The sequence below is a fragment of the Paracoccus denitrificans genome, from assembly GCF_900100045.1.
GTDB lineage: Bacteria > Pseudomonadota > Alphaproteobacteria > Rhodobacterales > Rhodobacteraceae > Paracoccus > Paracoccus denitrificans.
On the sequence record NZ_FNEA01000052.1, the window covers coordinates 1 to 19,502 of the forward strand.

19 protein-coding genes, 1 tRNA gene, 1 rRNA gene and 1 pseudogene are annotated in these 19,502 nt (G+C 67.8%); 12 read left to right on the plus strand and 10 right to left on the minus strand.

From position 1 onward, the window contains the following. Window positions 1–1,434, plus strand: a 1,434-nt coding sequence (locus tag BLT64_RS27060) for a hypothetical protein (protein ID WP_175474425.1), incomplete at its 5' end; no start/stop codon positions are given. A gap of 179 nt (window positions 1,435–1,613) precedes the next feature. Further along, on the plus strand, window positions 1,614–2,924 hold the full coding sequence (locus BLT64_RS24450; RefSeq protein WP_011748281.1) for an MFS transporter: 1,311 nt from the start codon (window positions 1,614–1,616) through the stop codon (window positions 2,922–2,924). Here the strand turns inward: BLT64_RS24450 and BLT64_RS24455 are convergent. Continuing rightward, a complete protein-coding gene (locus BLT64_RS24455; RefSeq protein ID WP_011748280.1) occupies window positions 2,921–4,303 on the minus strand; it encodes a coniferyl aldehyde dehydrogenase in 1,383 nt (460 codons plus the stop codon). The genes BLT64_RS24450 and BLT64_RS24455 overlap by 4 nt on opposite strands. 200 nt (window positions 4,304–4,503) lie before the next feature. Here BLT64_RS24455 and BLT64_RS24460 point away from each other — a divergent pair, with 200 nt between their 5' ends. Both BLT64_RS24460 and zapE read left to right on the plus strand, forming a co-directional pair. Further along, the gene (locus BLT64_RS24460; protein ID WP_011748279.1) at window positions 4,504–5,109 is read left to right on the plus strand and encodes a DUF6778 family protein; all 606 of its coding nucleotides are present in this window, start codon (window positions 4,504–4,506) and stop codon (window positions 5,107–5,109) included. Between the two features lie 84 nt (window positions 5,110–5,193). Continuing rightward, complete coding sequence (gene zapE / locus BLT64_RS24465; protein WP_011748278.1) at window positions 5,194–6,300, plus strand: cell division protein ZapE; 1,107 nt, start codon at window positions 5,194–5,196, stop codon at window positions 6,298–6,300. 17 nt (window positions 6,301–6,317) lie between these two features. On the opposite strand, the gene BLT64_RS24470 is transcribed toward zapE, so the two are convergent. Both BLT64_RS24470 and accD read right to left on the minus strand, forming a co-directional pair. Then, complete coding sequence (locus BLT64_RS24470) at window positions 6,318–7,586, minus strand: bifunctional folylpolyglutamate synthase/dihydrofolate synthase (RefSeq protein WP_011748277.1); 1,269 nt, start codon at window positions 7,584–7,586, stop codon at window positions 6,318–6,320. A 16-nt stretch (window positions 7,587–7,602) separates the two neighbouring features. Next, the gene (accD, locus tag BLT64_RS24475) at window positions 7,603–8,544 is read right to left on the minus strand and encodes an acetyl-CoA carboxylase, carboxyltransferase subunit beta (RefSeq protein ID WP_011748276.1); all 942 of its coding nucleotides are present in this window, start codon (window positions 8,542–8,544) and stop codon (window positions 7,603–7,605) included. Between the two features lie 112 nt (window positions 8,545–8,656). Between accD and cls the strand changes: the two genes are divergently transcribed. From cls to BLT64_RS24500, 5 genes are all read left to right on the plus strand, one after another. Then, a complete protein-coding gene (cls, locus tag BLT64_RS24480) occupies window positions 8,657–10,060 on the plus strand; it encodes a cardiolipin synthase (RefSeq protein ID WP_232290449.1) in 1,404 nt (467 codons plus the stop codon). An 11-nt stretch (window positions 10,061–10,071) separates the two neighbouring features. Then, window positions 10,072–10,395, plus strand: a complete 324-nt coding sequence (locus tag BLT64_RS24485; RefSeq protein ID WP_011748274.1) for a 4a-hydroxytetrahydrobiopterin dehydratase — start codon at window positions 10,072–10,074, stop codon at window positions 10,393–10,395. Window positions 10,396–10,473: 78 nt separating this feature from the next. Then, window positions 10,474–12,207, plus strand: a complete 1,734-nt coding sequence (gene ilvD / locus BLT64_RS24490) for a dihydroxy-acid dehydratase (protein ID WP_011748273.1) — start codon at window positions 10,474–10,476, stop codon at window positions 12,205–12,207. Between the two features lie 11 nt (window positions 12,208–12,218). Beyond that, window positions 12,219–13,004, plus strand: coding sequence for a DUF6478 family protein (locus BLT64_RS24495; RefSeq protein WP_041529915.1), 786 nt, complete (start codon window positions 12,219–12,221; stop codon window positions 13,002–13,004). Between the two features lie 14 nt (window positions 13,005–13,018). Beyond that, window positions 13,019–13,405: a hypothetical protein gene (locus BLT64_RS24500; protein WP_011748271.1), complete on the plus strand. Its 387-nt coding sequence runs from the start codon at window positions 13,019–13,021 to the stop codon at window positions 13,403–13,405. A 14-nt stretch (window positions 13,406–13,419) separates the two neighbouring features. Here BLT64_RS24500 and BLT64_RS24505 read toward each other — a convergent pair whose 3' ends face one another. Next, window positions 13,420–14,139 carry a GNAT family N-acetyltransferase gene (locus BLT64_RS24505; protein ID WP_011748270.1) on the minus strand — a complete coding sequence of 240 codons (720 nt, stop codon included), beginning with the start codon at window positions 14,137–14,139 and terminating at the stop codon, window positions 13,420–13,422. Next, window positions 14,136–14,876, minus strand: coding sequence for a competence/damage-inducible protein A (locus BLT64_RS24510; RefSeq protein WP_011748269.1), 741 nt, complete (start codon window positions 14,874–14,876; stop codon window positions 14,136–14,138). The genes BLT64_RS24505 and BLT64_RS24510 overlap by 4 nt, the downstream gene beginning before the upstream one ends. Window positions 14,877–14,989: 113 nt before the next feature. Here BLT64_RS24510 and map point away from each other — a divergent pair, with 113 nt between their 5' ends. Then, window positions 14,990–15,793, plus strand: coding sequence for a type I methionyl aminopeptidase (map, locus tag BLT64_RS24515; protein ID WP_041529914.1), 804 nt, complete (start codon window positions 14,990–14,992; stop codon window positions 15,791–15,793). Window positions 15,794–15,958: 165 nt separating this feature from the next. Here the strand turns inward: map and BLT64_RS24520 are convergent, their stop codons facing one another. Beyond that, a complete protein-coding gene (locus BLT64_RS24520; protein WP_011748267.1) occupies window positions 15,959–16,978 on the minus strand; it encodes a LacI family DNA-binding transcriptional regulator in 1,020 nt (339 codons plus the stop codon). 98 nt (window positions 16,979–17,076) lie between these two features. On the opposite strand from BLT64_RS24520, the gene BLT64_RS24525 reads away from it, so the two are divergent. Next, window positions 17,077–17,153 (plus strand) — tRNA-Arg (locus BLT64_RS24525). A 207-nt stretch (window positions 17,154–17,360) separates the two neighbouring features. On the opposite strand, the gene BLT64_RS24530 is transcribed toward BLT64_RS24525, so the two are convergent. From BLT64_RS24530 to BLT64_RS27530, 4 genes and pseudogenes are all read right to left on the minus strand, one after another. Next, window positions 17,361–17,702, minus strand: coding sequence for a phage protein Gp36 family protein (locus BLT64_RS24530; RefSeq protein ID WP_011748266.1), 342 nt, complete (start codon window positions 17,700–17,702; stop codon window positions 17,361–17,363). Between the two features lie 3 nt (window positions 17,703–17,705). After that, window positions 17,706–18,005: an HI1506-related protein gene (locus tag BLT64_RS24535; RefSeq protein ID WP_011748265.1), complete on the minus strand. Its 300-nt coding sequence runs from the start codon at window positions 18,003–18,005 to the stop codon at window positions 17,706–17,708. A 146-nt stretch (window positions 18,006–18,151) separates the two neighbouring features. Next, window positions 18,152–18,328 carry a hypothetical protein gene (locus BLT64_RS27065; RefSeq protein WP_157137433.1) on the minus strand — a complete coding sequence of 59 codons (177 nt, stop codon included), beginning with the start codon at window positions 18,326–18,328 and terminating at the stop codon, window positions 18,152–18,154. 64 nt (window positions 18,329–18,392) lie between these two features. Next, window positions 18,393–18,779, minus strand: a pseudogene (locus BLT64_RS27530) (Mu-like prophage major head subunit gpT family protein). 634 nt (window positions 18,780–19,413) lie between these two features. On the opposite strand from BLT64_RS27530, the gene BLT64_RS24550 reads away from it, so the two are divergent. Then, window positions 19,414–19,502: ribosomal RNA gene (locus tag BLT64_RS24550) — 16S ribosomal RNA — on the plus strand; the annotation flags it as partial.

A 19,502-nucleotide genomic window follows, 5' to 3' on the forward strand; every position in this document is an offset into this window, starting at 1 on the left:
ATCGTCGCGACGCTTCAGGGCTCGGACGTATTCGAGGGCGGCGTGCGGGTGGTGACCGAGCAGGTCGAGGCGACGACCGACGCGCAGGGCGGCTGGTCGCTGGATCTGATCGTGAACGGCGAGGGCGAGCGGGCCGGGACGACCTGGACCGTCGCGGGCTACAGCCCCTATGTGGCCAAGCTGTTCGAGGTGCGGTCGCTGTTTCTGGCCTCGGCGCTGGAGACGACGCTGGGCGATCTGGAAAGGACGAGCGCGCAGAACCTGAAGGCGGCGCGCGAGGGCGGCGCGGTGCGGCTGATCGTCGCCCCGGACTACGACCGCTACCTCGCCCTGCCCGAAGGGCAGAGGCGCCCGAACGATCTGGTGGTGCTGGATGGTCGGGATGCGCCGCCGGCGATCCATGGCAGTATCGAGCGCAGCCTTTTCGACGGGGTCGAGCGGATCTATCACGGCGGCCAGCCCGCGAGGCTGCTGGACGCCAACGGTTCGGTGCTGGTCGATGAGGCGGTGCCCGCCATAGCGCCGACGATCACCCGCCAGCCCGCGATCCTGCCCGAAGCGGCGGGGCTGGGCGACAGCATCACCCTGGACCTGGGCAGTGCCGAAGGCACCCCGCCACCGGCCGCAGAGTGGGACCTGCTGCTGGACGACAATTCGATCCGCGACCGGATCGACCCGGAGGAGCAGAGCATGGAACTGTCCGAGCCGGGCGAATATGCGCTGGCGGTCAACTGGAGCAATGCCGCCGGGACGGTCGCGGCCAGCCCCGCGCTGCTGATGGTCGCCGCACCGGCGACACCGGGGATCGACTACGCGCAGGCGGCTGGCTATTTCGACTCCGCCTCGGCCTATTCCGGCGAGTCCTCGGCGGTGACGGGCGTGACCAACGGCGGCAATGGCGGCTGGAACCTGGCGGTCGCCAGCTCGGGCAATGCGATCGCCGCGACGCCCTTGGGCATCCGGTTCGGCGACGGGCAGTTCCTGCAAGCGACGGGCTTGACGACGAGCGGGCTCGAAGGGGCCTTCATCGTCCTGCGCATGGCCATCGACAGCTATGGCTCGGGCGTGTCGCTGCTTTTCGGGGCCAATCCCAGCGGCGGCAACTTTTCGATCCACAACAACAAGGGCGCGCTGCAGGCCCGCTATTACGACGGTGCGACCCGCAGCATCGGGCTGGGCGACGTGACCTATGGCGAAACCTTCGTCGTCGGCGTCGAGGTCGATGTCGCGGCGAACCGGGTGCGGGGCTATGCACCCTCCGGTGCGTTCGTGCTGGCGACGCCGGTCGGCATGCCGGTCGCCAACTACGCCACCGTGCGCACCGGCCAGTTCGTGCATGGCACGCTGATGCGCGCGGCGCTGTTCACCAAGCCGGTCGGCGGCAGCTTTGCCGCAAGCTTCGAGCAGGTGATCGAGGATTTCCTGGAGGGCTGAGGGTCAAGCCCCGGCACCTGCCGCAAGAGGCCGCCCGCGTGGGCGGCCTTTTTTTCGTGCCCACCGCCCATCCGCGCCGCATCGCCTTGCTCAAGCCGGGTGCAACAGGGCGTTTTTCGGTGGACATGGCGCGAAACCTCGCAAAACTGCGCCGCAAGCGGCAAGGCGGAGGAAAGCGGATGAACCTGACCATCGACGAGGCCCTGGCCCAGGGCGGTGCGGGGCGTTTCCAGGGGCGGCTGCTGGGCATCTTTGGCCTGGTCTGGGCGGCGGATGCGATGCAGGTCATCGCCATCGGCTTTACCGCGGCCTCCATCGCCGCGAGCTTTGGGCTGACCGTGCCGCAGGCCCTGCAAACCGGGACGCTTTTCTTCCTGGGCATGTTCGCCGGCGCGACGCTGTTCGGGCGCATCGCCGACCGGATCGGGCGGCGCAACGTGCTGTTCCTGACGGTGGGCTGCGATGCGGTCTTCGGCCTTGCCTCGGTCTTTGCGCCGGACATCTGGTCGCTGATGCTGCTGCGCTTCCTGACCGGGATGGCGGTCGGCGGCACATTGCCGGTCGATTACGCCATGATGGCCGAGTTCCTGCCGCCCAGGAATCGCGGCCGCTGGCTGGTCTGGCTGGAGGGGTTCTGGGCCGTCGGCACCATCGCCATCGCCCTGACCGCCTGGATCGCCCATCTGGCCGGCGCGGCCGAGCCCTGGCGCTGGATCTTTGCCATCGCCGCGTTGCCGGCGGTGATCGGCATCTGGCTGCGGCTCTGGGTGCCGGAATCGCCGATGTATCTGTTGCGCAAGGGCGACGAAGCCGGTGCGCGGGCGGTCGTCGACCGGGTCCTGACCGCGAACGGCGCCCGCGCCCTGCCGGCAGGCACCCGACTGACCGCGCCGCCCGTCACTGCCGAGGCGCGGCTTTTCGGCCCCGAGCTGCGCAACCGCAGCCTGGGCATCTTTGCCGCCTGGTTCCTGGTTTCGCTGTCCTATTACGGCGTCTTCGTCTGGCTGCCGGCGGAACTGGCCAAGGGCGGTTTCGGCTTCGTGCGCGGCTATGGCTTCCTGGTGCTGATGGCGCTGGCGCAGCTGCCGGGCTATGCGCTGGCGGCGCATGGCGTGGAAAGCTGGGGCAGGAAGCCCACCTTGCAGATCTTCCTGGTCCTCAGCGCCGCGGGCTGCGTCCTGTTCACCGTCGCCGTCAGTCCCTGGTTGGTGGCCGCATCGCTTCTGCTGATGAGCTTTGCGCTGCTGGGCACCTGGGGGGCGCTTTACGCCTTCACGCCCGAGCTTTACCCCACGAGCCTGCGCGGCACCGGCATGGGCACCGCCAGCGCGGTGGCGCGGGTGGGCGGGCTTCTGGCACCCTCGCTCATGGGCTATGTCGTGGCGCGCGGCTTCGGGGTCGCCATCGGCGTCTTTGCGGCGCTGTTGCTGCTGGCGGCGTTGGCCACGCTGTTCATCCGGGCCGAGACGCGCAACCAGTCCATCGTCTAAAGCCGCAGCATCCAGCGCATCAGCATGCGGAACCGCGCGCCATAGGGCGGGGCAAGCAGCCCCGCGCCGTTCAGCCGGGCCTGCCGGAACACCGGCATCAGATGCGACATGCGGTCGAACCCTGCCTTGCCGTGCCAAGCGCCCATGCCGCTGGCGCCCACGCCGCCGAAGGGCAGGCCGGGCTGGGCGACGTGCAGCAGCGTATCGTTGACCGTGACCCCGCCCGCCGCCACCGTCCCCAGCAGCAGCGCCAGCGTCTCGGCATTCCCGGTAAAGGGATAGAAGGCCAGCGGGCGCGGCCGGGCCAGGATGTGATCCACCGCCTCGCGCAGTTTGTCATAGGGGGTCAGCGGCAGGACGGGGCCAAAGATCTCCTGCTCGGCCAGGGCGCCTTTCGCGCCGGTCACGATCAGCGGGGGCATCAGGCGGCGCGCGGCATCCGGGGCCGCATCGCTCAGCGGATGCAGGGCGGCGCCGGACTCTTGGGCCTCGGCGATCCAGTCGCTCAGGCGCTGGAACTGCGCATCATTGATGATGCGGCTGTAATCGGGATTGGCGGCCAGCCGGGGATAGTGCCGGCCGACCCAATCGCGGGCAAGGGCGGTGAACTCCTCGACCCTGGGCCGGGGCAGCAGCACGTAATCCGGCGCGATGCAGGTCTGGCCGGCATTCAGGAGCTTGCCGGTCATGATCCGGTCAACCGCATGCGCCAGCGGTGCATCGGGCGCGACCAGCGCCGGGGACTTGCCGCCCAGTTCCAGCGTGACCGGAGTCAGGTTCGCCCCTGCCGCCTGCATCACCTGCCGGCCGACCTTGGTCGAGCCGGTGAACAGCAGGTGGTCGAAGGGCAGGGCGGTAAACCCGGCCGCGACCTCGGGCCCGCCCATCACCACCGCCAGCACGTCCGGGTCGAAATGCTGCGCCGCCGCCTCGGCGAAGGCTTCGGCAAAACCCGGCGCGTGCTCGGACAGCTTGACCATGACCCGGTTGCCGGCGGCCAGCGCATCGGTCACCGGGCCGATGCTGAGAAAGACCGGATAGTTCCACGGCACCACGATCCCCACCACGCCCAGCGGCCGGGGCTGGACCCATGCCCGCGCCGGACGGAACCACAGCCCGGTCCGCGCCGGGCGGCGGCGCATCCAGCCCCGGCCGTGGCGCAGCGCGTGGCGGATGCCGGCCAGTGCCGGGAATATCTCGGCCAGGTCGGTCTCGGCCTGCGGGCGCTGGCCGAAATCGCGGGCGATGGCCTGCGCGAAGCGGCGGCGGTTCTCGACCAGCATCCGCTTCAACGCGCGCAGGCGTGCGGCGCGCGCGGGCCAGTCGGCAAAGGGCTGGGCGCGGGCGGCGGCTTGCATCGAATCGAATCTCTTGCGCATTGGAAAACCAAGATTATCCTTTCGCCGGGTCGTGGGATTGTCCCCGCGACCCAAGGGCGGCGCAAGCCCGCCCCTTTGCGGAGGCGCTTTTCTGATCCATCCGATTTCCCGATCACGATCATGCCCAAAGGCCTTGGCGCAATTTTCAACGGCCGGCCTGCGGCCGGTATTCCATTCATCTGTTAACGAGGAACCACCCCATGTTGAAACCCGCGCTTCTGGCGCTTGGCCTGGCCCTTGGCCTTGCAGGCTGTGCCACCACCTGGGAAACCACCTATCAGCAGCTTGATGCGGCGCAGACCGCCGGCTGGCGCGTCGCCGCGGTCGAGGTCGCCGTCCCCGACGCCCTGACCACCAGCGAGGCGAACAACTATATCCCCGATTTCGACATCGTCTGGCATGGCGAGCCCGCCGGCGACCGCCGTGTCCAGGTGGCCGCCATCCTCAGGGAGGGCATCGAAAAGGGCGCCGCCGGGCTGAACGGCAAGACCGGCGTGCGCATCGTCGCCACCGTCAGCCAGTTCCACGCCATCACCCCGGTGGTGCGCGAGCGGTTGCAGAATTCGGGCGTGCACAACATCCGATATACCGTGCAGGTCTTCGACGCACGCAGCGGTGCCGCCCTGAGCCAGCCGCAGCTCATCAAGGCCGAATTCCCCGCCCTTGTCGGCAAGGCCGGCGACGAGGCCGAGGCCAGGGGCCTGACCCAGCGCGTGCAGATCGTGAACCAGATCGCGGCCGTGACGCAGAACTGGCTGGGCCGCGGCGCCGATCCGCGCGGCAGCTTCCAGCGGCGCGGCCGCTGATCCCGAAGCGGATAGCAGAGGAAATTCGTGGGAATTGCCGGACCGGCCCTTGCGGGCCGGTCCTTTCTTTGGCAGGGGGCAGGTATGGTAAGCGTATCCGAACTCTATGATGCCCGCGTGGCCGCGGGCCTGCTGGCCCCCGATGCGGCGCAGCGCGGCGTGCTGCCGGTGCTGGACCGGCTGGTGCGGGAACTGACGGCCGTCCCCGAGCCCGCGCCGCAGAAGAACGGCTGGCTGTCGCGGCTGCGCGGCTCGGCGCCTGCGCCCGTGCGGGCGGCAAGGGGCATCTATCTGTGGGGCGGGGTCGGCCGCGGCAAGTCCATGCTGATGGATCTGGTGATGGAGGCCGCGCCGGTCGCGGTCAAGCGCCGGGTTCATTTCCACGAATTCATGCAGGAGATACAGGCCGCGCTGGAGGGCGTGCGCAAGACCGGCCAGCAGGATGCCGTCCGCCCCGTCGCCAAGGCGGTGGCGCAGCATGCGCAGCTTTTGTGCTTCGACGAGATGCAGATCACCGATATCGCCGATGCGATGATCGTCGGCCGGCTGTTCCAGGTATTGTTCGAAGAGGGCGTGACCATCGTCACCACCTCGAACCGGGTGCCCGAGGATCTGTACAAGAACGGCCTCAACCGCCAGCTTTTCCTGCCCTTCATCGCGCAGATCCGCGAGAAGCTGGAGGTGGTGGAACTGGCCAGCGCCACCGACCACCGCCAGAACCGCGACGAGGGCGGGCAGGTGTGGTTCATCCCCGCCGATGCACCGGCGCGAGAGCAGATGGATGCGTTGTGGCGGGCCGAGACCGGCGGCGCGGCCGCCTTGCCCCTGCTGCTGGAGGTCAAGGGCCGCAAGGTCGAGATCCCGCAGCATGTCGGTCGCATCGGGCGGGCGAGCTTCTGGGATCTTTGCGGCAAGCCCTTGGGTCCGGCCGATTATCTGGCCATCGCCGAGGCGCTGGACCTGCTGTTCATCGACGCCATCCCGCGCCTGTCGCAGTCGAACTACAACGAGGCCAAGCGCTTCGTGACCCTGGTCGACGCGCTTTACGAAGCCAAGGTCCGGTTGGTCGCCAGCGCAGCCGACGAGCCGGAGCGGCTCTATGCCGAGGGCGAGGGGGCGTTCGAATTCGAGCGCACCGCCAGCCGGTTGCGCGAGATGCGCGACGCCGATTGGGGCCGGGGCGGGGCTTAGGCGGGATTCAACCGGGCCTAGCCGTTCTGGCGCAGCACCTGCCCGGCGAGATAGAGCGAGCCACAGATCAGGATGCGCGCACCGGGCTGGTCGACGGCGAGGCGCTGCACGGCGGCCAGCGCGTCCGGGGCGGTTCCGGCCGCAAGCCCGACCGAGGCAGCGGCGGCCGCGGTGTCCTCGGCCGGCAGGGTGTTCGGCTCGCCCGGGATCGCCACGGCGGTCAGGCTTTGCGCGACGCCGGCCAGTGGCCGCATGTAGCCCGCGACATCCTTGGTGTTCAGCATGCCGCAGACCAGATGCGTCGGTTTCCTTGCCATGGCCGACAGCGTCGCCGCCACCGCCTCGCCGCCCGCCGGGTTGTGGCCGCCGTCCAGCCACAGCTCGCAAGCCCCCGCCGCCTCGACCAGCGGGCCGCGGGTCAGGCGCTGCATGCGGGCGGGCCACTCCGCCTCGATCACCGCGGCGCGAGCCTCGATGCGGCCGAAGCCCAACTCGCGCAGCGCGGCGATGGCGGTGCCGGCGTTCACGATCTGATGCGGACCGGGCAGCACCGGCAGGGGCAGGTCCATCAGCCCGTGCTCGTCCTGATAGATCAGGCTGTCGCCCTCGCGCCGGCTGTCCCAGTCCTGCCGGGCGATGCGCAGCGGCGCGAACAGGCGCTCGGCCTTTTGCTCGATCGCCTCGCGGGCGACGGGCTCTTGCGGCCCGACGATGCAGGGCACGCGGCGCTTGAGGATCCCGGCCTTTTCGCCGGCGATCTCGGCCAGCGTCTCGCCCAGATATTGCGTGTGGTCGATGCTGATCGGGGTGATGACGGTCAGCGCCGGATCGTCGATCACATTGGTCGCGTCCAGCCTGCCGCCAAGGCCCACCTCCAGCAGCGTGTAATCCGCCGGTATGCGCGAAAAGGCGAGGAAGGCCGCCGCCGTGGTGATCTCGAAGAAGGTGATCGGCGCGCCGCCGTTCGCGGCCTCGCATTCCTCCAGCGCGGCAGCCAGGTCGGGCTCGGCGATCAGCTCGCCGGCCAGCCGGATGCGTTCATGGAACTGCGCCAGATGCGGCGAGGTATAGGCATGGACCCGCTTGCCCGCCGATTCGAGCCCGGCCCGGATCATCGCCTGGGTCGAGCCCTTGCCGTTGGTCCCGGCGATATGGATCACGGGCGGGATGCGACGCTGAGGGTCGCCCAAGGCGGCAAGGATGCGATGCATCCGGTCCAGCGACAGGTCGATGACCTTGGGATGCAGCTGCATGAGCCGCGCGAGAATGGCGTCGGAAGAGGTCATCGCGATGCCGTCCGGCTCAGGCGGATGTGCTGTCGGCCGGGGTCTCGTCGGCTTCGGACCGGGCGGTTGCGGTCGGACCCGGCGCGGGCAGGTCGCCGGCCACCGGCGCGGGCAGGCCCCCCAGCATGCGCAGGATCGAGACGAGTTCCTCGCGCAGTTTCTTGCGATGCGTCACCCGGTCCAGCATGCCGTGTTCCAGCAGGTATTCGGCGCGCTGGAAGCCCTCGGGCAGCTTTTCGCGGATGGTCTGCTCGATCACGCGCGGGCCGGCAAAGCAGATCAGCGCGTTCGGCTCGGAAATCTGGATGTCGCCCAGCATGGCATAGCTGGCGGTCACGCCCCCGGTGGTCGGATGGGTCAGCACGACGATATAGGGCAGCCGCGCCTCTTTCAGCATCTCGACGGCGACGGTGGTGCGGGGCATCTGCATCAGCGACAGGATGCCCTCCTGCATGCGCGCGCCGCCGGCGGCCGAGAACAGCACCAGCGGGCGCTTGAGCTTCACCGCGCGCTCGGCCGCGGCGATGATGGCGTTGCCGACATACATGCCCATCGAGCCGCCCATGAAGGAAAAATCCTGCGCGGCGGCGACGATGGGGGTGCGGCCGATCTCGCCCTCGGCGACCAGCATCGCCTCTTTCTCGCCGGTGGATTTCTGCGCCGCCTTCATGCGGTCGGGATATTTCTTCTGGTCGCGAAAGCCCAAGGGGTCGGCGACCGGCTCGGGCACCTTGACCTCGTTGAAGACGCCGCCGTCGAACAGCGCGGCAAAGCGCTGCCGGGGGCTGATCGCCAGGTGATGGTCGCAATTCGTGCAGACGTTCAGGTTGTCCGACAACTCGCGGTGGAACAGCATGGTCCCGCATTCCGGGCATTTCGTCCACAGGTTCTCGGGCACCTCGCGGCGCGAGAACAGCGAATTGATGCGCGGACGGACATAGTTGGTGATCCAGTTCATCGGCGGCCCCCTGCGCTGCGTTCAGGGGCTCAGATATGCAAAGCGGTGCCGAATTGCAATTCCACGCAGTCCGGGCTTTCATGGCGGCATGTGGACCGAAGCGCTTGTGTTCATGCATTACGCAGCCGCGCTGGCCGTTTCGGCCCGCGTGCTGCTGCGTCCGCGGCTTGAGCCGACGGTTCGCCTGTCCTGGATCCTGGTGATCGAGCTGGTGCCGCTGGTCGGCATCCTGGCCTATGTGCTGTTCGGCGAGATCCGCATGCGCGGCGCCGAGGTCGAGACCATGGCCAATGTCCGCTCGCGCCTGTCCGGCCTGTGGCAGCCCAGCCCCGAAGAGCTGAAGATGCTGCCGGATTTCGCCGCGCCCGTCATCAAGGCGAATCACGCCACGACCGGCTTTGCCGCCGTTGCCGGCAACCGCGCCGCGCTGCTGCCCGAGGACGACAGCGCCATCACTGCCCTGGCCGAGGCCATCGACGGCGCGACCGAGCACGTCCACATGCTGTTCTATATCTGGCTGGACGATGCCTCGGGCCGCGCCGTGGCCGATGCCGCGATCCGTGCCGCCGGGCGCGGCGTCAAGGTGCGGGCGATCATCGACGCCTTCGGCTCGCGCGCCTTCGGCCGCTCGGAACCCTGGGCGCGGATGAAGGCGGCAGGCGTGGAATGCGTCGAGGCGCTGCCGCTGAGCATCCCGGTGATCGGCGGGCTTTTCCAGCGCATGGACCTGCGCAATCACCGCAAGATCGTCGTGATCGACCATGTGCTGGGCTTTACCGGCAGCCGCAACTGCTCGGACCGCGCCTTTGCGATCAAGCCGCGCTATGCGCCCTGGATCGACGTCTTCCTGGCCATCGAGGGGCCGGTGGTGCGCCAGATGCAGGCGGTCTTCCTGCAGGACTGGATGAGCTATACGGGTGAGGATCTGGGCGAGATGCTGCGCATGACCCGTCCCGTCACCGCCCCGGGCGAGGTGGCGCAGGTCGTCGCCACCGGCCCGGACGAACGCCTGGGCTCGCTGTCGGATTGCATGGCGACGATGATCCATGCGGCGCGCGAGCGGCTGGTCATCACCACGCCCTATTACGTCCCCGACGCCTCGCTTGATTCGGCGATCCGCACGGCGGCGCGGCGGGGCGTGGACGTGACCGTGATCCTGCCCCAGCGCAACGATTCGCTGGTGGTGCAGGCCACCTCCGAGGGGTTCTATTACGGGTTGGTCTCGGCCGGGGTGAAGCTGATGCTGTTCAAGGACGGCCTGCTGCATTCCAAGATCATCACCGTGGACGGGCGCATGGCGATGCTGGGCAGCGCCAACATGGACCGCCGCAGCTTCGAGCTGAACTACGAGATGAACATGCTGTTTCTGGGCGGCGACGTCACCGAGCGGCTGGACGAACGCCAGCAGGGCTATATCGGCCGCGCCCGCCCGATCCATCTGGACGAGATCCGGGGCTGGTCGGTCCTGCGGCGGCTGCGCAACAACCTTCTGGCGCTGGCGGCGCCGATCCTGTGACGGAGGAAGCGATGACGGGCCTGGACAGGGAAAGGATCGTGGACGGCGCCCCGGCGCTTTCCGCGGAGGAATTGCAGGCGGCGCTGGCCGGCCTGCCCGGCTGGCAACTGGCCGGGGACGGCAAGTCGATTTGTCGCGAATGGCGTTTCAAGAATTTCAAGCAGGCGGCGCAACTGGCCAACCTGGCCGCCTGGCAGGCCGAGGCCGCCGGGCATCATCCCGATATCGCCTTTGGCTGGGGCCATGCCCGCGTCAGCTATTCCACCCATTCGGCGGGCGGCGTGAGCCGAAACGACCTGATCATGGCCGCCCGGCTGGACGCCGCGACGGGCTGAGGGCCGGGCGCCCGGGACGCAGCCTCTTGCCCCGGGTGCGGGCTGGGCCTATCCAGAATTCAGCCGGAGGATGCAGCCATGAAAAACAGCCGCTTCGACAAGTCGTCCCTGCCCAGCCGCCATGTGACCGAAGGGCCGGCCCGCGCGCCGCATCGCAGCTATTTCTATGCCATGGGCATATCGGAGGAAGAAATCCATTCCCCCTGGGTGGGCGTCGCCACCTGCTGGAACGAGGCCGCGCCCTGCAACATCGCGCTGGCCCGACAGGCGCAATCGGTCAAGCAGGGCGTCAAGAAGGGTGGCGGCTGCCCGCGCGAATTCACCACCATCACCGTCACCGACGGTATTGCCATGGGACATGAGGGGATGCGCTCCAGCCTCGCCTCGCGCGATGCCATCGCCGATACGGTCGAGCTGACCATGCGCGGGCATTGCTACGACGCGCTGGTCGGGCTGGCGGGCTGCGACAAGTCGCTGCCGGGCATGATGATGGCCATGGTGCGGCTGAACGTGCCCAGCGTCTTCATCTATGGCGGCTCGATCCTGCCGGGCAAGCTCAACGGCCGCGACGTGGTGGTGCAGGACGTGTTCGAGGCGGTGGGCCAGCACGCGGCCGGCAACATGTCCGATGCCGAGCTGGAGATCCTGGAGCGCGTGGCCTGCCCCTCGGCCGGGGCCTGCGGCGGGCAATATACCGCGAACACCATGGCTTGCGTGTCGGAAGCCATCGGGCTGGCGCTGATGAACAGCTCGGGCGCGCCGGCGCCTTACGAATCGCGCGACCAGTATGGGCTGGCCTCGGGCGAGGCGGTGATGGCGCTGATCGAAAGGAACATCCGTGCCCGCGACGTGGTGACGCGCAAATCGCTGGAAAACGCGGCGCGGGTGGTGGCCTGCACCGGCGGCTCGACCAATGCCGGGTTGCACCTGCCCGCCATCGCGCATGAGGCGGGGATCGAATTCGACCTGTTCGACGTCTGCGAGATCTTCCGCGACACGCCCTATTTCGTGAACCTGCGCCCGGGCGGCGATTACGTCGCCAAGGACTTGTTCGAGGCCGGGGGCGTCCCGGTCGTCATGCGCGAATTGCGCCGCGCCGGGCTGATCCACGAGGATTGCCTGACCGCCTCGGGCCGCAGCATGGGCGAGGAGCTGGACCTGGTCAAGCGCGAGGCCGACGGCAAGGTGATCCATCCGGTGACGGCGCCGCTGTCCAGGACCGGCGGCGTGGTCGGGCTGCGCGGCAACCTGGCGCCCGACGGCGCCATCGTGAAGGTCGCGGGAATGGCGCCCGAGCACCAGGTCTTTACCGGCCCCGCCCGGGTCTTCGAATGCGAGGAAGAGGCGTTCGAGGCCGTCGCCCGCCGCGATTACAGCGAGGGCTGCGTGATCGTCATCCGAAACGAGGGGCCGGCCGGCGGCCCCGGCATGCGCGAGATGCTGGCGACCACGGCGGCGCTGTCGGGGCAGGGCATGGGCAAGAAGGTGGCGCTGATCACCGACGGGCGGTTCTCGGGCGCGACGCGCGGCTTCTGCGTCGGCCATGTCGGTCCCGAGGCGGCGCATGGCGGCCCCATCGCCCTGCTGCGCGACGGCGACATGATCACCATCGACGCGATCAGGGGCGAGATCTCGGTGGCGCTGCCGGACGAGGAACTGACGCGGCGCCGCGCCGCATGGGCGGGACCGCGCAAGACCGACTATGCCTCGGGCGCGCTGTGGAAATACGCCCAGTTGGTCGGCAAGGCGCGCTATGGCGCGGTCACCCATCCGGGCGCGGCGGCCGAAACCCATGTCTATATGGATCAGTGACAGGCGGACGCATGGCAATACGCCCTCGCAAATGGCTTGAAAGCAAGGCCCGGGAACGGGTGGCGCGACAATGGACGGCACTGGCCAGGGGGGTCGAGACGCTGACCCCCGCCCGCCTGCGCAACCTGCGCGACGAGGCGCTGGGCCTGCGCGGCGATCTCGACCGTTTCCTGGTCGGCACCGACCGTCGTGCGGCGCGTTCGCGCGCGGCGCTGGACGTGCTGCACCTGCCGGGCGGCACCGACTGGCGCTGGCGCCTCGGGCTCATGGCCGGGCGGATCTCGCCCCGCGGCCTGGCCGGTCCCGAAAACGGCGACCGGCTGGGCGACGGCACCGCGGTCTGGCACGACTGCCCCGAACGCGCGCTGATCCTGGAGCAGCTGACCAGCACCGGCGCGACCGACCTGTCGCCCTTTGCCGTGCGGCTGGAGGTGTTCGGCTTTGCCGGCAGCTTCCTGTCGCTGTCCGTCGACCTGCCGGCCAGCGCCTTGCAGGGCCTGACCCGCAGCCATGTCCTGCGGCTGGAAACCGGCATCCTGGCCGAGCGTGCGCTGAACGTCTATGCGCGGCTGAACATCGGCCACGGCCCGAATATCGACGATCTGACAGAGCAGTTGCACGGCTTGGAACCGGGCCTTTACAGCCAGCAGGTGATCGAGTTCGACCTGGCCTATACCCAGATGAACGAGAAGCGGCTGGAAAAGATCTGGCTGGATCTGATCTTCGAAGCGCCCCGGATGAACGCGGTCGAGATTCGCGAGCTGTTCTTCTCGCGCCATCTGCGGGCCGAGTTCTGAGCAAGGATTTTCCCATGAACGAATTCGAATCCCTCGGGCTGAAGGGCGGCATCTGGCAAGGGGTGCTCCATCGCGATGCCCCGCCCGGCCGGCTGGTGCTGGTGCATATGGGCAGCCGGCTGGCCGAGGCTTGCGCGACCCCCGAGCCCGAGGGCGGCTGGGCCGTCGACGTCGCCATCCCGGCCGAGCGGCTGTCGGACGGGGTGCAAAGCTTCCTGCTGCTCGAGGATCGGGGCGCCGAGGGCGAGCCGCCCCATCCCGGCGCCCGGCATCTGGCCAGCCTGACGCTGGTGGCGGGCGCGCTTCTGGACGGCGACCTGCATGCCGAGCTGAGCCTGATGCGCAGCGAACTGGAGTTGCTCAAGAAGGAGTTGCGCCGCCTGGCCGCCGAACCGGGCTGAGCGCCTTGCCCGGATCAGTCCTTGCTCCAATAGCCGTATCCGCCCAGTTCGGCGAAGCCCAGCCGGTCATAGACCGCGCGGGCGCCGGTATTGGCGCGACTGACCGCCAGCGCCAACCGCGTGGCGCCCTGCTCCTCGGCCCAAGCCGCCGCCATGCGGATCAGCCAGCCCGCCACGCCCTGCCGGCGCAGCGCGGGCACCACCTCGATGGCGTGGATCATGGCGACCGGCCCGTCCAGCGCCACGAAGGCTGCACCCGCCGCCCGGTCCTGCACCCGCCCCAGCAATCCGGTCTTGGGCAGGCAGGCGCGCTCCATCACCTCTTGCCGGGCCGCCGAGACATTGCCGTCGCTCCAGATGTCGCGCTGCATGGCCAGCGGCGGCCAGATGGCAAAGGCGGTCAGCGGCGGGACGGGCAGGGCGGTCAGCCGGGCGCAATCGGCGGCCAGGATCGCGGTCGGCGTGCCGTGGCGAAAGCCCTGCGCCGCCAGTGCCTGCGACAGCGCGGCATCGTCGTCGGCGACGCGGAACATGGGCCGCTCGTTCCAACTGCGCTGGACGGCCTCGGCGCGGGCGATGTCGGCCTCGGTCCAATCCGGCCGCGTGGCCCGGGCCGAACTGACGCGACCGCCGCCGCCCCGGCCGCGGCCGACCAGGAAACCGCCCGCCTCGGCATATTCGGCGGCGGGCCAGGTGGTCTCGAAGGCGCGGGCGATATCGGGATCGGCAATCACAGGGCCAGCCTTTCGCGCAGGGCGGTCATGGCATCGGTGACGCGCTTGCCGTCAAGCCCCCGGATCACCAGGCTTGTGCCGTAGCGCTGTCCGCGCTGGAAGGGATAGGAGCCCAGCGACAGGTCGGGAAAATCGTCGGCAACCGCCCGCAACTCGTCGGCCACGTCGGATTCCGGGCGCAGCACCTCCAGCGCCTCGCTGACCGAGGGGCGCCCAGTGGGCAATTGCGGCACGACCGCCTCGACCATGGCACGGAACACCTCGGGCACGCCGGCCATGACATAGGTGTTGCCGATATGGAATCCCGGCGCGGCGGAATGGGCGTTGGGGATCAGCGCCGCGCCCAGCGGGATGCGGGCCATGCGCAGCCGGTTGCCGGTGACCTCGACGCCGCGCGCCTGCCAGCGCTCGACCATGACGCGGCGGGCCTCCTCGTTGATCTCGATGCCGACGCCGAAGGCTGCGGCCACCGCATCGGCGGTGATGTCGTCATGCGTCGGCCCGATGCCCCCGCTGGTGAACAGCATGTCCCAGGCGCCGCCCAGCGATTTGTCCAGCGCCCTGATCGAGGCCGAGATCTGGTCGTGGTCGTCGCCGACGATGCGCACTTCGCGCAGGTCGACGCCGATGCTGTTGAGGACCTGCGACAGGTAATGGGCATTGCCCTCGCGCGTGCGGCCCGAAAGGATCTCGTCCCCGATGACGAGGATGGCTGCGGTGGGATTGTCGGATTGCATCGGCGCGTTCCCCTGGCGATCTGCTGCGGTTCCGAATGTATAGGTCCGCGCGAGGGGCTGGAACAAGTGGCGCCATGGGACTATCTGTGGGGGCAGACCAGCACGAGGACGCCATGAACGACGCACGCCAGACCCGCGAGGGGATCCGCATCCACGACCCGCAGGACTTCCAGGGCATGCGGGCGGCCGGTCTGATCGCGGCGCAGATCCTGGACGAGGTAGGTCCGCTGGTGCAGCCCGGCGCCACCACGGGCGGCCTGGACGATTTCATCCGCGGCCGGGTCGAGGAACTGGGCGTCACCAGCGCCACCATCGGCTATCGCGGCTATCAGCATGCCAGCTGCATCAGCGTGAACCATGTCGTCTGCCACGGCATTCCCGGAGACAAGATCCTGACCGACGGCGATATCCTGAACATCGACGTGACGGTGATCGCGGACGGTTGGTTCGGCGACAGCTCGCGCATGTATGTGGCGGGCAAGCCCAGCGTCAAGGCGCGGCGGCTGATCCAGGTCACCCATGACGCGCTGATGCGCGGCATCGAGGCCGTCCGTCCCGGCGCCACCTTCGGCGACATCGGCTGGGCCATCCAGTCCTATGTGGAATCGAACCGCATGTCGGTGGTGCGCGACTTCTGCGGCCACGGCCTCGGCCGCACCTTCCACGCGCCGCCGAACGTCCTGCATTTCGGCCGCCCCGGCAAGGGCCCGGTGCTGGAGGAGGGCATGTTCTTCACCATCGAGCCCATGGTGAACCTTGGCCGCCCCGAGACCAAGATCCTTGCCGACGACTGGACGGCGGTGACGCGCGACAAGTCGCTCTCGGCCCAGTTCGAGCATTCGATCGGCGTGACGGCGGATGGCTGCGAGATCTTCACGCCCTCGCCCAAGGGCCTGTTCTTCCCCGATTTGGGCTGACTTCCCGGCTTCTTCGTTCCCCAAATACTCATGCGACCGTGCAATCGTCGCCGCCGCATGAGTATTTGGGGAACGAAGAAAACGCAGGCCGTCGCGCGCGGGCCCACCCAGCGCCTGTTTCACCGTTTGGCAAATACTCATGCAACGCCGCCCGCAGGCGCGGCGTCAATGCTTGCGGATGGTCTCTCCCGGCATGATCGTCGGTGCAAGCGCGATGATGCCGCTTTCGGGCCGCGGCTCCTTGCCCGCGACGAGGCGGGCGGCGCGCCGGCCGATGTCGATGCGCCGGGCGTCGGTTGTGGTCAGCCGCATCGGCAGCCCGTCCAGCAACTCGACGCCGTTGAAGCCGGCCAGTCCCAGCCTGCCGGGAATGTCGTAGCCTTTCTCCATGCACCACAGAAGCCCGCCGGCCCCGATCATGTCGTTGGAGAAATACAGGAAGTCCAGTTCCGGCTCGCGGGCCAGGATGCGCTCGGTCATCTCGCGCCCCTTAAGCAGCGACGATCCGCCCTGGTAATATTCCCGCGCCGCCAGTTGCAGCCCATGCTCGCCCAGCCGTTCCTCGAAGCCGGCCAGTCGTTTGCGGGCGCGGTGATCCTCGGGCATATGGGTGCCGATGAAGCCGATGCGGCGATAGCCGGCGGCGAGGATCTCGTCGGCCATTTCGGCGCCGGCCCGGCGATGCGAGATGCCGACGGCGGTATCGATGGGCTCGCCGTCCACATCCATGATCTCGACCACCGGCAGGCCGGCATTGTCCAGCATGGCCCGCGCCGCCCGACTATGTTCCAGCCCGGCCAGGATCACCCCCGAGGGCCGCCAGCTGAGCATGTCGTAGAGCACCGCGTCCTCGCGCGAGGGGCTGTAATTCGTCACCCCCACCACGGGTTGCAGCCCGGTGTCGTCGAGTTCGGCCGAGATGCCGCCCAGCACGTCGGGAAACACCATGTTCGACAGCGACGGGATGACCACGGCGACCAGGTTCACGCGCTGGCTGGCCAGCCCGCCGGCGATCTTGTTCGGGACATAGCCGAGCGTGCGTGCGGCGGTCAGCACTTTCTCGCGCGTGGCGGCCGAGACATCGCCCCGGTTGCGCAGCACGCGGCTGACGGTCATCTCGGATACGCCCGATGCTTCGGACACATCGCGCAATGTCAGGGGGCGGCGGGATCTTTTCGTGTTCATCGCAACTACCGGGACGCAATCATGTTACCGTTATCTTTTATGCCCGGTCGCGGCAAGCTTGCCATTTCTTCGGCCAGAGGGCAAAAGAGGCGCCGAGCGGCCCCGTGGCTCAACTGGATAGAGCAGCCCCCTCCTAAGGGGCAGGTTGCAGGTTCAAGTCCTGCCGGGGTCACCATGGTTCTTCCCTTCAAGTGAGTTGGGCACTGGCATGTCACCCGAGCCCCCAGCAAGTCTGGAGGCGCGAGAGGCTATTCACCCGGCACTATGGTTCGTATCATTGATCCGATCGGCTTCGGATGTAGCGTGACACTAATTTTTGCAGGGCCTGACAGGAATATTTGCAGCACACAAAACTGGATCGAACTGAGTTTACAGCAGTCGCTCAATGCGTGATGCGCCTACCATCAAGAAGTTCAGCCGTTGGAATCGACCGCACTGAATGCGCTACCTGATACAAACTCGCCTTCGACAGATGTCGCGAGATAGCGTGGCCCCAGTTAAGCTCTGCGTAGAACCGGCCCTCTGAACCGCGCCGGGTTTGCAGGTCCGCCAGGGGGCGCTTGACCACCTTGGCGATGTAGCCGTTGATCTCGGCCGTGGCGTCGACCAGCGCCCGCTGGAGGCGCGTATCGGACGGCTCGCCGCTGTGCTCGAAATCCGTCAGGAGTTCGAGGTCGCGAGCCGGGATCACCTCCTTCAGCTGGTCGACGGACGCATAGGGCATCGGTCAGTCCTGGCCGGCCTTGCGGACGGTGAACTGCGGATCGCCCTGAAGCAGAGCGAGATCGTGAGCCGTGAGCTCACCGCCTCGAACCGGGGCTTCGCCCCTGGGCCAGCGCCGGCCTGCACGACGACGCCCGTCTTCGCGGTGACAGGTGACGATCCAGCCGACCTCCGACACGGCGAGGTCCAGGCCGAAAAAAACGACGTCGGTGCCCTTCGGGATGATCGGCGCCGTTGACTCTGCCGCCTCGGCGATCGTCGCCGCGAGCGAGGTGGCGCCGCCGCTGGCCAGCAGTTCGGCCATGGAGCGCGACGCTTCGCCCTGGTGAGCAGCGGCCGGATCACCAGCTGCTGAAGATTGTCGTCGGCGGGGAGGTCCGACCCATCCTCCCCGCCGGTTTGCCCCTGCACATCATCTGCAGGGGCTTGGCTCGGGGCATCGGCAGCTTGCTACGCTGTTTCAGCCCCCTCGGTATTCTCGGATGCCGTGGCGGCATCGGGCTTTCCAGCCTCCTTTTCGGGCACAGCCTCTTCGACCGGAGCCTTGATGATATCGGCCTCGGGTTTCACGGCGACCTTCTCCTCGGCAGCCGGCTTCGTGGTGGTCCGTGCGGGTTTCCGCGCCATGATGGCCTCCTGTCAGCTTGTCGATGAGGGCGCGCGAAACGCCCCCACGGGAAGATGACCGCCGTCAGATCAGGGTGAGCCGGTTCTCGACATGAAGGGTCGCCGTGCCCTTCCACACGTTGGTCGCACCGGCGGCGTTGCGTTCGGCGTTCAGCAGTTCAAGGCCAGTCTCTTCGAGCGTGCCCGGCACGATCAGCAGCTTCGGCTTCAGGTTCAGCTTGCGCCCCCGGTGGCCGCGCATCGTGGTCATCGCCGCCCTGGCGGCGGCGTAGTTCTGCGCGGTCAGGGGTTGGCGTGAGGCGTAGATAAGCTGTCAGGCCCCGAACCCGGCCGCGCAACGGCGCTTGGCGCCCCAGACAAATTCGTCCTGGAAGAAGACGTTGTCGTCGTTCAGGTTGGTTTTCGGCGCGATCTTCGGCTTTTCGCGATCCTGGAAGATCATCGGCTTGATCGAGCGGGTGCCGGATGGCCCTGGGCAGGGACCTCTTCATCGTCCTCTTTGCAGTCTCGGGACGATTCTTTTGTTGTTGTTTCTGCGTTTGCTGAGGAAATGGGGCTGGTCGGGCGTGTTTGGTGTGGTTCGGCGCGCTGGTTGATTGCTGGGCCGGGGGGGTGGCGTGCTGGGTCTGTTCAGAATTTCCTATTTTATTTCAGCTGCTTATCATTCTTTGTCATTTTTTTGAATTTTGTCTCTTGCGGGTTCCGGGCGGCCGGCCTAAATACCCGCTCACCGAGACGACGGGACGGTCGGAACGGGACGGGACGCGGCGCTGGAAGGTGCGGTTCTGGAGACAATCTGGGAATGAACGACCGGACGGGGCGTCGCTAGAATGGCGCAACTTCCGTGTTTTTCTTTCCTCTGCTTTTTGACATTGCTGTATATTTGAAGGGATATGTGGGCGGTCTGGTCGTTTTTCGACGGGGAAGCTTGTATATCGGCTCTCTAGGGCAACCGATGATGAGAGTGTCAGCTTCACTGTTTGTCGGCTCACGCGAGTGAGGACGATGAACAGGATGATCCTTCTCCTTTGTGGGAAGGACAGATGTGCAAGGTTTTTCTGTCAAGGATACGGCTGATGCCGTTTCAACTTGAGAGTTTGATCCTGGCTCAGAACGAACGCTGGCGGCAGGCCTAACACATGCAAGTCGAGCGAACCCTTCGGGGTTAGCGGCG

What these genes read in the sequence shown, in the direction of transcription:
- BLT64_RS24450 (WP_011748281.1), top strand. Translation starts at nt 1,614, where the DNA reads ATGAACCTGACCATCGACGAGGCCCTGGCCCAGGGCGGTGCGGGGCGT.
- BLT64_RS24455 (WP_011748280.1), bottom strand. Translation starts at nt 4,303, where the DNA reads ATGCGCAAGAGATTCGATTCGATGCAAGCCGCCGCCCGCGCCCAGCCC.
- BLT64_RS24460 (WP_011748279.1), top strand. Translation starts at nt 4,504, where the DNA reads ATGTTGAAACCCGCGCTTCTGGCGCTTGGCCTGGCCCTTGGCCTTGCA.
- zapE (WP_011748278.1), top strand. Translation starts at nt 5,194, where the DNA reads ATGGTAAGCGTATCCGAACTCTATGATGCCCGCGTGGCCGCGGGCCTG.
- BLT64_RS24470 (WP_011748277.1), bottom strand. Translation starts at nt 7,586, where the DNA reads ATGACCTCTTCCGACGCCATTCTCGCGCGGCTCATGCAGCTGCATCCC.
- accD (WP_011748276.1), bottom strand. Translation starts at nt 8,544, where the DNA reads ATGAACTGGATCACCAACTATGTCCGTCCGCGCATCAATTCGCTGTTC.
- cls (WP_232290449.1), top strand. Translation starts at nt 8,657, where the DNA reads ATGCATTACGCAGCCGCGCTGGCCGTTTCGGCCCGCGTGCTGCTGCGT.
- BLT64_RS24485 (WP_011748274.1), top strand. Translation starts at nt 10,072, where the DNA reads ATGACGGGCCTGGACAGGGAAAGGATCGTGGACGGCGCCCCGGCGCTT.
- ilvD (WP_011748273.1), top strand. Translation starts at nt 10,474, where the DNA reads ATGAAAAACAGCCGCTTCGACAAGTCGTCCCTGCCCAGCCGCCATGTG.
- BLT64_RS24495 (WP_041529915.1), top strand. Translation starts at nt 12,219, where the DNA reads ATGGCAATACGCCCTCGCAAATGGCTTGAAAGCAAGGCCCGGGAACGG.
- BLT64_RS24500 (WP_011748271.1), top strand. Translation starts at nt 13,019, where the DNA reads ATGAACGAATTCGAATCCCTCGGGCTGAAGGGCGGCATCTGGCAAGGG.
- BLT64_RS24510 (WP_011748269.1), bottom strand. Translation starts at nt 14,876, where the DNA reads ATGCAATCCGACAATCCCACCGCAGCCATCCTCGTCATCGGGGACGAG.
- map (WP_041529914.1), top strand. Translation starts at nt 14,990, where the DNA reads ATGAACGACGCACGCCAGACCCGCGAGGGGATCCGCATCCACGACCCG.
- BLT64_RS24520 (WP_011748267.1), bottom strand. Translation starts at nt 16,978, where the DNA reads ATGAACACGAAAAGATCCCGCCGCCCCCTGACATTGCGCGATGTGTCC.
- BLT64_RS24530 (WP_011748266.1), bottom strand. Translation starts at nt 17,702, where the DNA reads ATGCCCTATGCGTCCGTCGACCAGCTGAAGGAGGTGATCCCGGCTCGC.
- BLT64_RS24535 (WP_011748265.1), bottom strand. Translation starts at nt 18,005, where the DNA reads ATGGCCGAACTGCTGGCCAGCGGCGGCGCCACCTCGCTCGCGGCGACG.
- BLT64_RS27065 (WP_157137433.1), bottom strand. Translation starts at nt 18,328, where the DNA reads ATGGCGCGGAAACCCGCACGGACCACCACGAAGCCGGCTGCCGAGGAG.